General features: G+C 71.9%; 10 protein-coding genes and 1 tRNA gene. 7 read left to right on the plus strand and 4 right to left on the minus strand.

What is annotated here, in order from left to right; all coding sequences use genetic code 11:
- Positions 1-306 precede the first annotated feature (306 nt).
- A complete protein-coding gene (locus tag ACFYML_RS02965; protein ID WP_387418963.1) occupies positions 307-2,730 on the plus strand; it encodes a transglycosylase domain-containing protein in 2,424 nt (807 codons plus the stop codon).
- A 60-nt stretch (positions 2,731-2,790) separates the two neighbouring features.
- Here ACFYML_RS02965 and ACFYML_RS02970 read toward each other — a convergent pair whose 3' ends face one another.
- The gene (locus ACFYML_RS02970; protein WP_073837670.1) at positions 2,791-3,246 is read right to left on the minus strand and encodes a GatB/YqeY domain-containing protein; all 456 of its coding nucleotides are present in this window, start codon (positions 3,244-3,246) and stop codon (positions 2,791-2,793) included.
- A gap of 25 nt (positions 3,247-3,271) precedes the next feature.
- Here ACFYML_RS02970 and ACFYML_RS02975 point away from each other — a divergent pair, with 25 nt between their 5' ends.
- From ACFYML_RS02975 to ACFYML_RS02985, 3 genes are all read left to right on the plus strand, one after another.
- Positions 3,272-4,165 carry a metallophosphoesterase gene (locus ACFYML_RS02975; protein ID WP_073837669.1) on the plus strand — a complete coding sequence of 298 codons (894 nt, stop codon included), beginning with the start codon at positions 3,272-3,274 and terminating at the stop codon, positions 4,163-4,165.
- A gap of 73 nt (positions 4,166-4,238) precedes the next feature.
- A tRNA-Pro gene (locus ACFYML_RS02980) sits at positions 4,239-4,315 on the plus strand.
- Positions 4,316-4,438: 123 nt separating this feature from the next.
- The gene (locus tag ACFYML_RS02985) at positions 4,439-5,551 is read left to right on the plus strand and encodes a calcium:proton antiporter (protein WP_387418964.1); all 1,113 of its coding nucleotides are present in this window, start codon (positions 4,439-4,441) and stop codon (positions 5,549-5,551) included.
- A 19-nt stretch (positions 5,552-5,570) separates the two neighbouring features.
- On the opposite strand, the gene ACFYML_RS02990 is transcribed toward ACFYML_RS02985, so the two are convergent.
- Positions 5,571-6,044, minus strand: a complete 474-nt coding sequence (locus ACFYML_RS02990) for a hypothetical protein (protein ID WP_387418965.1) — start codon at positions 6,042-6,044, stop codon at positions 5,571-5,573.
- Between the two features lie 110 nt (positions 6,045-6,154).
- Here ACFYML_RS02990 and ACFYML_RS02995 point away from each other — a divergent pair, with 110 nt between their 5' ends.
- Complete coding sequence (locus ACFYML_RS02995) at positions 6,155-7,435, plus strand: MFS transporter (protein WP_387418966.1); 1,281 nt, start codon at positions 6,155-6,157, stop codon at positions 7,433-7,435.
- A 145-nt stretch (positions 7,436-7,580) separates the two neighbouring features.
- On the opposite strand, the gene ACFYML_RS03000 is transcribed toward ACFYML_RS02995, so the two are convergent.
- A complete protein-coding gene (locus ACFYML_RS03000) occupies positions 7,581-9,320 on the minus strand; it encodes a bifunctional metallophosphatase/5'-nucleotidase (protein WP_387418967.1) in 1,740 nt (579 codons plus the stop codon).
- A 290-nt stretch (positions 9,321-9,610) separates the two neighbouring features.
- On the opposite strand from ACFYML_RS03000, the gene ACFYML_RS03005 reads away from it, so the two are divergent.
- On the plus strand, positions 9,611-10,414 hold the full coding sequence (locus ACFYML_RS03005; protein ID WP_387418968.1) for an alpha/beta fold hydrolase: 804 nt from the start codon (positions 9,611-9,613) through the stop codon (positions 10,412-10,414).
- A gap of 43 nt (positions 10,415-10,457) precedes the next feature.
- Here ACFYML_RS03005 and ACFYML_RS03010 read toward each other — a convergent pair whose 3' ends face one another.
- Positions 10,458-11,237, minus strand: a complete 780-nt coding sequence (locus ACFYML_RS03010; protein WP_387275164.1) for a metallophosphoesterase — start codon at positions 11,235-11,237, stop codon at positions 10,458-10,460.
- Between the two features lie 217 nt (positions 11,238-11,454).
- On the opposite strand from ACFYML_RS03010, the gene ACFYML_RS03015 reads away from it, so the two are divergent.
- Positions 11,455-12,831, plus strand: coding sequence for a diguanylate cyclase (locus ACFYML_RS03015; RefSeq protein ID WP_387418969.1), 1,377 nt, complete (start codon positions 11,455-11,457; stop codon positions 12,829-12,831).
- The last annotated feature ends 79 nt before the right edge of the window (positions 12,832-12,910 follow it).

Below are 12,910 nucleotides of genomic sequence, written 5' to 3' on the forward strand. Positions count from 1 at the left end.
GGACGACATGCGGCTCTGTCGCCGCCAACCATCATGCTGTGTAGTCACCTGATTACGCAACGTTGTCGGCGAAATCCATCATTCCGGACACTCCCGGCTTCCCGGGCTCTCGCCCGCCGTCTACCCCACCCGAGTACGTGAAAACGCTGCGCGGCTCCCCCTTTCGGGGGAGACTTCTGCGGGTCCACGCAACCACCCGCCAGGGTTCGTGCGTTTAGCACAACGAGGCCGGCGCGTGCTGGAAATGGGGAAAGTTCCCCGCGCGCCCCTCATTCCCTACTCGCGTACCCTGTCGAGGTGACCTGGATGCGGAAACGTGACCACAATGTGCTGACCAACGCCGCATCGCTACTCATCTGTGGCCTGTTGGCCGGCGTGGTGGTCGCGGCGGCGGCCTTCCCCGCAGTGGCGATGTCCGGACTGGCCGCCAAGGCGGGGGCCGAGACCTTTGGCGCGCTGCCCAAGGAACTGACTGTGGCCCGGTCCCCGCAGGCCAGCTATCTGGTCGCCGCGGATGGCAAGACCCCGTTGGCCGCGATGTATGACGAGTACCGCAAGGAGGTCAAGCTCAAGGACGTCTCGCCCTACATGCAGAAGGCCATCATCGCGGCCGAGGACCACAACTTCTACAAGCACAACGGCGTCGACCTCAACGGCGTCGCCCGCGCGTTCGTCAACAACAGCTCCGGGGTCAACTCCCGGCAGGGTGCGTCCACCCTGACCATGCAGTACGTCCGGCTGGCCATCTCGTACTCGGCCACGCACCCGGCCGACGTGGTCGCCGCGACCGAGGACACCAGCGCCCGCAAGCTGCGCGAGATGTCGCTGGCCATGCAGGTCGACAAGGAGTTCTCCAAGGACGAGATCCTGGAGCGCTACCTGAACATCGCCGCCTTCGGCAACGGCGCGTACGGCATCTTCGCCGCGAGCCAGACCTACTTCGGCAAGCCGCCGAGCAAGCTCGACATCCAGGAGTCGGCGCTGCTGGCCGGCCTGGTGAAGGCGCCGACCGCGTTCGACCCCACCACCAAGTCCGGCTACACGGAGGCGGTCGGACGGCGCGACTACGTCATCCAGAACATGGTGCAGATCGGCGCCATCACCCAGGCGCAGGCCGACGAGGCCAAGAAGATCAAGCTGGTGGTCAAGGACAAGCGCGCTCCGAACGGCTGCGTCGCCGCCAACACGCAGAGCTGGGGCTTCTTCTGCGACTACTTCTACCGCTGGTGGATGCAGCAGGAGACGTTCGGCGCCACCACGTACGACCGCGAGCGCCGGCTGAAGAGCGGCGGCTACACCATCAGGACCAGCCTGGACGTGCAGGCGCAGAAGGCCGCCGACAAGGCGGTCCGCAACCACCTGAGCGTGAACAGCAAGGCCGCCCGGATGGTGGCGGTGGTCGAGCCCGGCAGCGGCAAGGTCCGTGCCGTCGCGGTCAACCGCAACTTCAAGCTCGATGATCCGACGAATCCGCAGAACAAGATCTCCAGCGACCCGAAGAAGGCCAAGAAGAAGATCCGGGGCACCTACCCGAACACGGTCAACCCGCTGATCACCGGCGGCGGTGGCGCCAACGGCTACCAGGCCGGCTCGACCTTCAAGATCTTCACGCTGGTGGCGGCCCTGGAGAAGGGCATCCCGCTCAGCTACACCATCAACGCGCAGCAGCAGTTCAAGTCCGACTACATCATCAAGCAGGGCTCGCCGGCGGCCTGCCCCGGCACGCACTTCTACTGCCCACAGAACGCCTCGAAGTCGATGGCCGGCGTGCACAACATGTGGAGCGCGTTCGGCTCCTCGGTCAACACCTACTTCATCCCGCTCCAGCAGCAGGTCGGCGCGGAGAACGTGGTGAAGGCCGCCGAGAAGCTCGGCATCACCTTCCGCTCCTCCGACGACGCCAAGCTCGCCGCGGACGCGCACCAGTGGGGTGCGTTCAGCCTGGGTGTCTCGCAGACCACGCCACTGGAACTGGCCAACGCGTACGCCACCCTGGCCGCCGACGGCAAGTACTGCGAGCCGATCCCGGTCGAGGAGATCCGCGACCCGGACGGCGACAAGCTGGACATCGCCAACCCGCGCTGCGAGCAGCGGATCGACACCCAGGTGGCCCGGGCCGCCGTGGACGCCGCCCGCTGCCCGGTGGGTGACCGCTCCTCGACCACTGAGTGCAAGACCGCCACCGCAGGCGAGGTCCACCGCATCGTCAAAGCGCCGGTCGCGGGCAAGTCCGGCACCACCGACTCGGACAAGACCTCCGCACTGGTCGCGATGACGAAGCAGTACGCGGTGGCGGGCATCATGGCCGACCCCGACTGGCCGCAGACCAACCAGAAGATGGGCCACAAGGAACTCAACGGCATCAACCCCGCGGTGACCGAGACGCTGCGGGACGCCATGAAGGGCAAGGAGCGGAAGGAGTTCACCCCGCCGAGCGGGAAGATCATCAAGGGCGACCAGCGCTCCATCCCCAATGTGAAGTGCCAGTCGATCGATGCCGCCAAGTCGCGGCTGCGCGGCGCCGGCTTCGACCCGGTGGTCTCCAGCAACCCGAGCCCGTCGGAGTGCCCGGCGGGCACCGCCGCCGGCACCAGCCCGGACGGGCGCACCATCAAGGGCGGCGTGGTGATGATCGAGGTCAGCTCCGGCCAGCCGAAGCCCGGCACCGGCGGCCCGACGGTCCCGCCGGCCGGCAACGGCAACGGCCGGGGGCCGCGACCGCGCGGCTGACCCGGCCAACGACGAAGCGGGCGGGCACCCTGGTCGGATGCCCGCCCGCTTCGTCGTTCGTCAGAGACCGAGCTGTCGGCGTACCTCGGCGGCGACCCGGCCGCCCTCGGCCCGGCCGGCCACGGCCGCCTGGGCCGCCTTCATGGCCGGGCCCATCTGCGCCTTGCCGGTGAAGCCGCCCGCGGCGAGCGCCCCGGTGACCAGCTCGGTCAGCTCGGCGTCGGAGAGCTGCTTCGGCAGATAGCGCTCCAGCACCTCACCCTCGGCGGTCTCCTTGCCGGCCTGCTCGGTGCGGCCCGCGTCGGCGAAGGCCGTGGCCGCCTCGCGCCGCTTCTTCGCCTCCTTGGTCAGCACCGCGAGGACCTCGTCGTCGCTGAGCTCGCGCTTTTCCTTGCCGGCGACCTCGGCGTTGCCCACGGCCGCGAGGGCCATCCGCAGGGTGGAGGTGGTCAGCTCGTCGCGCGCCTTCAGGGCGGCGCGCATGTCGGCGGTGAGGCGATCCTTCAGCGTGCTCATGGACGGTCAAACTACCCTGAACGGCATGCGAAAGCGCACACTATTCCGGCTCGCCGCCGGGACCGTCGCCGCCGGCGCGGCCACCCTGGCGTACGCGTCCCTCGTCGAGCGCAACCTGTTCACCCTGCGGCGGTACGACGTACCGGTGCTTCCGACCGACGCCGAGCCGCTGCGCGTGCTGCACCTGTCGGACCTCCACATGATGCCCAACCAGCGGCGCAAGCAGGACTGGGTGGCCTCGCTGGCCGCCCTCGACCCCGACCTGGTGGTGGTCACCGGGGACAACATGGCGCACCCCGACGCCGTCCCCGGCGTGCTGCGGGCCCTGCAACCGCTGCTCGACCTGCCCGGCGCCTTCGTCTTCGGCTCCAACGACTACACCGGGCCGGTCTGGAAGAACCCGTTCACCTACTTCCTGCCCGACCGCGAGTACACCGAGGGCGTGCCGCTGCCGTACGAGGAACTGCGCGACGTGTTCACCGGCGCCGGCTGGGTGGACCTCAACAACGCGCGGACCACCCTGAAGGCGGGCGGCCGGGAGATCGAGCTGGCCGGCGTGGACGACCCGCACGTCGAGCGGGACGACTACGACGCGGTGGCTGGCCCGGTCAGCTCCGGGACGACGCTCTCCATCGCCCTCAGCCACTCCCCCGAGCCGGCCGTGCTCGACCGGATGGCCGCCGACGGCTTCGGGCTGCTGCTGGCCGGCCACACCCACGGCGGCCAGGTCTGCGTGCCCGGCTACGGCGCGCTGGTGACCAACTGCGGCCTGCCCCGCTCGATGGCCCGCGGGCTGCACCGCTGGCCCGGCTCGGACTCCTGGCTGCACGTCTCCGCGGGCCTCGGTACGCACCCCACCGCGCCGGTACGGTTCGCCTGCCCGCCCGAGGCGAGCGTGCTGACGCTGATCTCCCGCTGACCGGCCTGCGCCCGGGGTGGGGGTACCGAGTTTGACCATCGGAGCGGGTGGGCTACTATTTGTCGGCACGCCTCGGGGTGTGGCGCAGTTTGGTAGCGCGCTTCGTTCGGGACGAAGAGGTCGTCGGTTCAAATCCGGCCACCCCGACCAGAGGTAAATGCATCAGGGCCCTTCCACGGAGGGGCCCTGATGCATATCTGTCCTCGGCCCGGCGGCCGAGGACGCGATCCTGCCCACGGGCAGATGATCAATTTTCCTGGCAAGGTTGGTGGCATGCCCGGCCTCATCCGCTCCCGCCTGACCGACTGGACCACCCTCGTACCCCTGATCGCGGTCCTGGTGCTCGCGGCCGCCTGGGGCCGCCAGCTGCCCGGCCCGTTGATCGCGGTGGTGGCCGCGCTGCTGGCCGGTGCGGTCCTGGCCGCCGTGCACCACGCGGAGGTCGTGGCGCACAAGGTGGGGGAGCCGTTGGGCTCGCTGCTTCTCGCCGTGGCGGTCACGGTGATCGAAGTCGGACTGATCGTCACCCTCATGATCAGCGGCGGGGAGAAGACGCAGGCGCTGGCCAGGGACACCGTCTTCGCCGCCGTGATGATCACCTGCAACGGGATCCTCGGCCTGTCCCTGCTGATCGGCGCGCTACGTCACCGGGTCGCGGTCTTCAACCCGGAGGGCACCGGTGGGGCCCTCGCCACCGTGGCCACGCTCGCCACCCTCAGCCTGGTGGTGCCCACCTTCACCACCAGCCGGCCGGGCCCGCAGTTCTCCCCCGCGCAGCTCACCTTCGCGGCGGTGGCGTCGCTCGCCCTCTACGGCCTCTTCGTGCTGGTGCAGACCGGCCGGCACCGCGACTACTTCCTCCCGGTCACCCACGAGGGCAGCATCCTGGCCGTCGACGCCGACGGCGACGGGCACGCGGACCCGCCGTCGGCCCGTACCGCGCTGGCCAGCCTGGTGCTGCTGCTGGTGGCGCTGGTCGCGGTGGTCGGCAACGCGAAGATAATCTCTCCGGCGATCGAGGCGGGTGTCTCGGCGGCCAACCTGCCGCAGGCGTTCGTCGGGGTGGTGATCGCCCTGCTGGTGCTGCTGCCGGAGACCCTCGCCGCGGCCCGGGCCGCCCGGCGGGACCGGGTCCAGATCAGCCTCAATCTGGCCCTCGGCTCGGCGATGGCCAGCATCGGACTGACCATCCCGGCCATAGCGCTGGCCTCGATCTGGTTGGAGGGGCCGCTGCTGCTGGGCCTCGGCGGCACGCAGTTGACGCTGCTCGCGCTCACCGCCGTGACCGGCGTACTCACCGTGGTGCCGGGCCGGGCGACCGTGCTCCAGGGCGGGGTGCACCTGGTGCTGCTCGCCGCGTTCGTCTTCCTGGCGGCCAGCCCCTGAGCGTTCCGTCCCGCCGCCGTCAGTCGTGCAGCTCGGTGCGCGCGACCTCGGTGAACGCGGCGGCCAGGTAGTCCGCCAGCGGCCGGTCGGTGGCGGCCAGCAGGTCGGCGACGAGCAACGGCGCGTGCCGGGCGACCGCGGCCGGGTCGGGTGGCGCGTCGTCGTCGCCGGGTTCGTACACGCCGAGGGCGCTCGCCAGCAGGACCAGCAGCACGTGCGGGTCGACGTCGGCCCACCACGGCGCGGTGGACCGGGCGCAGCGCTCCAGCACCTGGCGCACGTCGTCCCCGTCCAGCCCGTCCGGGTGGGTCTGCTCCAGCAGCAGCCGGACCACCCCGCCGAGCACCAGGCCGGCCCGGTCGGCGGCGGCCAGCCGTTCCACCGCCGGCCGGTACGCCTCGGCGTCCCGCTCGCGGGCGGTGGCCACCGCCTCGGTGCAGGCCGCGGCGATCTCGCGGGCCGGTGCGGGCAGGTGGCGCCAGGTCACGGTCACCGGGCCAGCATGTCAGACAGCGTGTTCTTGCTCACCGACCGGCTCTGCCGGACGCGGAGCCGGCCGAAATCCGCTCGCCGCCTGTCACACCCGGGCAACAGAATCCAGGCATGCTGCGCCGCGCCCTACCCGCCCGCCCGGAAGCCCGTCGGATCCTGCTCGGCACCCTGTTGTCGGCCATCGGGCGTGGCCTGACCCTGCCGTTCCTCTTCATCTACCTCACCGACGTACGCGGGCTGACCGACAACCAGGCCGGCCTGGTCATCGGTTGGTTCGGGGCGGTGACGCTCGCCCTGTCGCCGCTGGGCGGGACGCTGATCGACCGGTTCGGCGCCCGCCGGGTGGTGCTGCCCTGCCTGGCGATCGAGGCCGTCGGCACCGGCTCGCTCGCGCTGGTCGACTCGATCGGCACGGCCTTCGCGGTCAGCACCCTGATCGCGATCGGCGGCTCGGCACTCTGGGCCGGGCAGACCACCATCCTCGCCTCGTTGACCGGCGACGGTGAGCGGCAGCGGGTGTTCGGGCTCCAGTTCGCCCTGCTCAACCTCGGCATCGGGGTGGGTGGCCTGATCTCCGGCGCGGTCGTCGACATCGCCCGCCCGGTCACCTTCCAGGCCATCTACCTGCTGGACGCGCTGAGCTACCTGACGCCGGGCCTGATCCTGCTGACGCTGCCGCACGTCGGGCACCGGCTGGTGCAGGCCCCGACGGCGGCCGCACGGTCGGCCGGGGGCTACCTCACCGTGCTGCGGGACCGGCCGTTCCGGCGCCTGGTCATCTTCGGTCTGGTGCTCACCACCTGCGGCTACGCGCAGATCGAAGTGGGCTTCACCGCGTACTCGGTCCGGGTGGTGGAGGTGACGCCGCGGGTGGTGGCCTGGGCCCTCGCCTGCAACACCGTGATGATCGTCCTCTCCCAGCTGCTGGTGATCCGCCGGATGGAGGGGCGCAGCCGGACCCGGGCGCTCGCCGGGGTGGGCGCGGTCTTCGCGGCGGCCTGGCTGGTCCTCGGCGCGGCCGGCCTGGTCGGCACGGGCAACGCCCTGGTCGCGGCGCTCGGCGTGGTGGCCTGCGCGGCGATCTTCGGGTTCGGCGAGACCATGCTCTCGCCGGTGATGCCGGCGCTGACCAACGCGCTCGCCACCGACGAGCTCCGCGGCCGGTACAACGCGATGAGCTCGATGATCTTCGGAATCAGCGGGATCATCGGCCCGGTCACTGCCGGCCCGCTGCTCGGGGCGGCACACGGGCGGCTCTGGGTGGCCGTCGTGGTGGGCGGCTGCCTGGCCGCGTCGGCGCTGGCCCTGTCGTTGCGCCCGCTGCTGACCGCCGCCCAGGACGGCCGCACCGCCCCGGCCCCGGCGGCCCAGCCGCAGCCCGTCGTCGCCTGAGGGCATCCTCGGGAAACGTGCGTCCTCAAGTTGACACTTTCCCCGAAGTTGCCGCCTGCTGGCGGCCTCTTGAGGCGAGCGTAGGACCGGACGCGAACGGGCCCCGGAGCGGCTGCTCCGGGGCCCGTCGTGGTGCGGGTCGCCGTCAGGCGGCGGGAACCTCCGCGGTGGTCTGGATCCGGTCCAGCGCCGGCGGCGAGACCGGCGACTTAGCGGTCAGGTACGCGGTGAAGGCGTCCAGGTCGATCATGCCGGTGACCTGGTTCTTCCCACCCGGGAGGACGCTGAAGCCGTCGCCGCCACCGGAGAGGAAGTTGTTCACCGTGACCCGGTAGGTCGCGGTGTCAACGACCGGGGTGCCGTTGATGGTGAGGCTGCCCCGGACCACCCGGGTGCCGCTGCACGGCGTCCCGGCGGGCGCGGTGGTGCCGTTGACGTCGACGACGTAGTGCACCGTCGAGGACGCGTACAGCACCCGGGCGACGGTGAACTGCTGCTCCAGCATGCAGTAGAGCTGCGCGCCGGTCAGGTCCAGCGTCACCAGGTTGTTGGCGAACGGCTGGACCGTGAACGCCTCGGCGTAGGTGACCGGGCCCGCGTCGACGTCGGCGCGGACGCCACCGGGGTTCATGAACGCGGCCACCGCGTTCTGCTCGTTGTCGGTGGCGGCGAGCTGGGCGTCGGCGATCAGGTTGCCGAGCGGCGACTCACCGGTCTGGTACGTCGGCTTGCCGTTGGCGTCGACCCCGGTCTGGTACAGGTTCTCCTGGGACTTGGTGATCGCGGTGGTGGTCTCGCCGACCACCTTGTCGGCCACCGGGCCGAGCGCGGTCTTGTAGTGGGTGATCAGGTCGGTGGTGGCGGTGTCCTTCGGGACGTCCCGGGTGACCACGACGTTGTTCGCCTTGGCGCTGATGACGTCCTTGGTACGCCGGTCGATCTTCAGGTCGATGTCGGTGACCAGGCGACCGAACGAGCTGGCACTGGTGACCAGCTTGCCGTTGACGTTGCAGTTGTACGCGGCGTGGGTGTGCCCGCTGACGATCACGTCGATGGCCGGGTCCATCCGGTTGGCGATGTCGACGATCGGGCCGCTGAACCCGGTGCAGTCGTTGATGCCGCCGCCGTTCTGCACGCCGCCCTCGTGCAGCAGCACGACGATGGCCTGCACACCCTGGGCCTGCAGGATGCGGGCGTACTTGTTGGCGGTGTCGGCCTCGTCGGCGAAGCTCAGGCCGGCGACACCCTGCTGGCTGACGATCTGCGGGGTGCCCTCCAGGGTCATCCCGATGAAGCCGACCTTGATGCCGTCGACCTTCTTGATGCCGTACGGCGGCAGCAGCGGCTGGCCGGTGGCGGTCTTGAAGGCGTTCGCCGAGAGGTACTGGAACTTGGCGCCGTTGAACGGAGTGCCGTCGGCGCAGCCGTCGACCGGGTGGCAGCCGCCGTTCTGCATGCGCAGCAGCTCGGTGGCGCCCTCGTCGAACTCGTGGTTGCCGACGCTGGTGAAGTCGAGGCCGGCGAGGTTCATCGTCTCGATGGTCGGCTCGTCGTGGAAGGCCGCGGAGAGCAGCGGCGAGGCGCCGATCAGGTCACCGGCGCCGACCGTGATGGTGCGCTCCCGCTCCTCCTCGGTGGTGCCGCGCAGCTTGTCCAGCTGAGTGGCCAGGTATTCGGCGCCACCCGCGGTCTTGCCATCGATGGTGCCGCTGGATCCGGTCGGCGGCTCGAGGTTGCCGTGGAAGTCGTTGATGGCCAGCAGCTTGACATCAACCGGCTTCGGATCGGCCTCAGCCTGATTCGGGTGGACGGCGACCGCGGTGAACGCGGTCGCGGCGAGTGCGGCCAGGCCGACAGCGGCCCGGCGCATGCCGGGGACGGACATGGGACTCCTCGTGAGATACCGGCGCGTGGCGGGTCCGGACGATGGTTCGCCCGGCGACCCTGCTGTGTGCCGTGACAGGGGTCGGTCGGCGGACGGCGTGAATCGGGGGAAACGCCGCCCCGCCGGGGGCAAGCTTCTCATCCGCCGGGCGATCGGTCGACTGGGGCGGCACACCTGGATGCTGGACGGAGGCGGCGACGTGCACCGGTCTGCCCGAAGAGTCCGACATGACGGGCAGATGAATTCCTTCACGGCCCCCCACGGTCCCGGGCCGGCAGTAGAAAGTAGCCATGACGTCGAACGGGACCACCTGGACGGTGGATACGGTGCGGTCCGCCGATGGCACCATGATCGCGTACGAGACCGCCGGGGAGGGACCGCCGATCATCCTGGTCGGCGGGGCTTTCAACGACCGCGGCACCACCCGTCCGCTGGCCGCCGCGCTGGCGTCCGACTTCACGGTGTACGGCTACGACCGGCGGGGACGCGGCGCCAGCGGCGACACCGGGCCGTACGCGGTGCAGCGGGAGATCGAGGACCTGGCGGCCCTGATCGACCGGACGGGCGGCCGGTCCCACCTCTACGGCCTCTCCTCGGGGGCGATCCTCGCCGCGTACGCGGCCGCCGAGGGGCTGCCGGTCATCGCGCTGGCGCTCTTCGAGCCCCCGTTCCAGGCCGGGCCGCACGGCGGCCCCAAGCCGGGGCTGGCCGTACGCCTGGCCGAACTGGTGTCGGCGGGCCAGCGCGACAACGCGGTCGGGCTGTTCCTGATCGAGGCGGTCGGGGTGCCGGCCGAGGCGGTCTCCGGCATGCGCGGCACGCCGGAGTGGGCCTGGATGGAAGGGCTGGCGCACACCCTGGCGTACGACACCACGGTGACCGGCGGCGGCGAACTGCCGGCCGCCCGGCTCGCCACGATCGCCGTACCGACGGTCGTGGTGGACAGCACGGGCAGCCCGGGCTGGCTGCGGGACGCGGCCGCCGCGACGGCCGGGGCGATCCCCGGCGCCACCCACCTCAGCCTGGCGGGTGGTTTCCACGAGGTGCCGCCGGAGACGCTGGCCCCGGCGCTGCGCGCCGCCCTGCTGCACTGAGCCGGCCGGCTCGTAACCGACGGACCAGAGCCGGTCCGCGGCTTCAGAACCAGCAGGTCTGCCCGGCGGCGTGGCTGACCTGGACGGTGTGCGTGACACAGCCGCCGTCGGCCACCCGGTGCAGCAGGAAGGCGGTCGGCTCGGCGACCAGCCCGATCTCCTCGTCCTCGCTCATGGTCAGGCTGGCCTGCACCCAGGTGCTCGGCGCGGTGGTCAGCACCGTCCCGGCGAACGCGCTGGTCACCGCCCGGTGCAGGTGACCGGCGGTGACCCGGACGACATGGGGGTGCCGCCCGATCACCGCGGCGAGCGCGTCGGCGTCGGCGAGCCGGATGGCGTCGGCGGCCGGGACGCCGACGGCGACCGGCGGATGGTGCAGACACACGACGGCGGGCGCGTCCGGCCGGCCGGCGAGCACCCCGTCGAGCCAGCCGAGTTGCTCCTCGCCGAGCCGCCCACCGCTGCCGCCGGGGGCGAGCGAGTCGAGCACCACCAGCGTCGCGTCCGGGTGGTCGACGTGGTAGTACGCCGAGAAGCCACCGCCCAGGCAGGGAGTGCCGCCGAAGGTGTCGAGCAGGGACTCCCGATCATCGTGGTTGCCGGTGGCGAGGTGCACCGGCAACGGGAAGCGCCCGATGATGTCGCGCAGCGCGACGTACTCGTCGGGGCGGCCGTTGCTGACCAGGTCACCGGTGATCACCACGCAGTCCGGCCGGGGTCGCAGGGCCAGGACCCGGCCGAGGGCGCGGTGCAGCCCGGACGCCTGCTCGGCGGCGAGCGGGCCGGTGGTCACGTGCGGGTCGCTGAGCTGGGCGATGAGCATCGACGCCTCCTCGGGCCCGGGACCCTCACGCTATCGTCGCGGGCCCCGCCGCGCGGCCCCGCCTTACCCACAGGCGGCGTCCACACCCTGTGGATAGCACATGTGTACGAAGGTCGGTGGACCGTCCGCTGAGTACCCTTGATCGCACCCCGGCCCCCTGACCAGGAACGACGTGGATCAAGAGCGAGTCCTCCGAGACGTCACGGTCCGCCTCCCGATGGCGTCGACCGCCCTGGAGGCGTGCCGATGGACGGTCACCGCGCTGGCCCGGCACACCCCGGCGGCCATCTCGATCCTGCTCCAGGTCCACGACCGGCTCCGTTGCGTCGCGGCCACCGGCGCCTGGCAGGTCTTCTCCACCGTGCCGCCGAAGACCGGAATCGTCGGCCGGGTGTACGCCTCCGGCGAGCCCGCCATCGTCGCCGACGTCACCGCCGACCCCGACCACCTCCCGGTACGCCCCGATGTCACCGCCGAGGTCTGCGTGCCGCTGCGCGGCCCGACGGGCCGGCCGATCGGCGTGCTCGACCTGCAGTGGAGCGGCCCGGTCGAGCTGGACCGGTGGCGGGAGACCGCCGAGCGGCTGGCCGCCCGGCTGGGCGCCCGGATCGTGGCGCTGGACGGCCCGCCGGCCGAGAGCCGCAGCGAGAAGCTGCTCCGGCACGCCGCCGCGATGACCGCCGCGCCCACCGAGTGGGACCTGGTGACCGCCGCGATCGCCGCGGCCCGGGACGTCTCGGGCCTCTCCGCCGCCGTGCTGGTCCTCGCCGACCGGCAGGAGCCGCGGCTGAGCGCGCCGACCGGCACGCCCGGCGAGCTGGAGTCCCGGCTCCGGGCCGAGCTGACCGAGGCCGACCCCGCCGTGCTCGGCCGGCTGATCGCCCGGGCGCACCGGCAGGGCTCGGCGTACACGCTGGGCGAGGCGGGGCACCCGCCGACCGAGGACCACCTGCCGCTGGCCCGCGCCGGGGCGCGCACCCTGGTGACGGTGCCCGTCGGGCCGCCGGACACCGGCGGGGTGCTGCTGGTCGCCGACGAACGGCTGCTGCGCCCCGACCCGACCACGGTCAACCTGATGGAGTTGCTGGCCGGGCAGGCGTGGACCTGCCTCGACCGGCTGCGTACGCTCGCCCGGCTGCGCGAGCAGGCCAACTCCGACCCGCTCACCGGGCTGCGCCACACCGGGCCGTTCGGCCGGCGGATCGCGAGCGCCACGCCGGGGCGTACCGCCCTGCTGGCGATCGACGTGGACGGCTTCAAGGACGTCAACGACACCTACGGCCACCAGGCTGGGGACCGGCTGCTGGTCGGGCTGGCCCGGGCGCTGGAGGGGGCGTTGCGGCAGGGCGACGAGCTGTACCGGACCGGCGGCGACGAGTTCGTCGCGGTGATCGAGGTGAGCCGCCCGGAGGAGGCGGTCCGGATCGCCGAGCGGCTCACCGAGGCGGCCCGGCGGACCGGCCGTACGATCAGCGTCGGCGTCGCCCTGCCCCAGCCCGGCGAGTCCCCCGACCTGACCCTCCGCCGCGCCGACCAGGCCCTTTACGCGGTCAAGCGGCACGGCCGCGACGGCGTCCGCCTCGCCGCCGCCTGACCGCTCATGTCCGCCGCGCCCTGGCGCGATCCGCTCCACCTCGGCGAAGTGGCGGCCTCCCCCGCCCCCTGATCCACCC

This window comes from Micromonospora sp. NPDC007230 (genome assembly GCF_042869115.1).
In the GTDB taxonomy this organism is placed as follows: Bacteria; Actinomycetota; Actinomycetes; order Mycobacteriales; family Micromonosporaceae; genus Micromonospora.

What these genes read in the sequence shown, in the direction of transcription:
- ACFYML_RS02965 (WP_387418963.1), top strand. Translation starts at nt 307, where the DNA reads ATGCGGAAACGTGACCACAATGTGCTGACCAACGCCGCATCGCTACTC.
- ACFYML_RS03010 (WP_387275164.1), bottom strand. Translation starts at nt 11,237, where the DNA reads ATGCTCATCGCCCAGCTCAGCGACCCGCACGTGACCACCGGCCCGCTC.
- ACFYML_RS02985 (WP_387418964.1), top strand. Translation starts at nt 4,439, where the DNA reads ATGCCCGGCCTCATCCGCTCCCGCCTGACCGACTGGACCACCCTCGTA.
- ACFYML_RS03015 (WP_387418969.1), top strand. Translation starts at nt 11,455, where the DNA reads ATGGCGTCGACCGCCCTGGAGGCGTGCCGATGGACGGTCACCGCGCTG.
- ACFYML_RS02995 (WP_387418966.1), top strand. Translation starts at nt 6,155, where the DNA reads ATGCTGCGCCGCGCCCTACCCGCCCGCCCGGAAGCCCGTCGGATCCTG.
- ACFYML_RS03000 (WP_387418967.1), bottom strand. Translation starts at nt 9,320, where the DNA reads ATGTCCGTCCCCGGCATGCGCCGGGCCGCTGTCGGCCTGGCCGCACTC.
- ACFYML_RS02970 (WP_073837670.1), bottom strand. Translation starts at nt 3,246, where the DNA reads ATGAGCACGCTGAAGGATCGCCTCACCGCCGACATGCGCGCCGCCCTG.
- ACFYML_RS03005 (WP_387418968.1), top strand. Translation starts at nt 9,611, where the DNA reads ATGACGTCGAACGGGACCACCTGGACGGTGGATACGGTGCGGTCCGCC.
- ACFYML_RS02975 (WP_073837669.1), top strand. Translation starts at nt 3,272, where the DNA reads ATGCGAAAGCGCACACTATTCCGGCTCGCCGCCGGGACCGTCGCCGCC.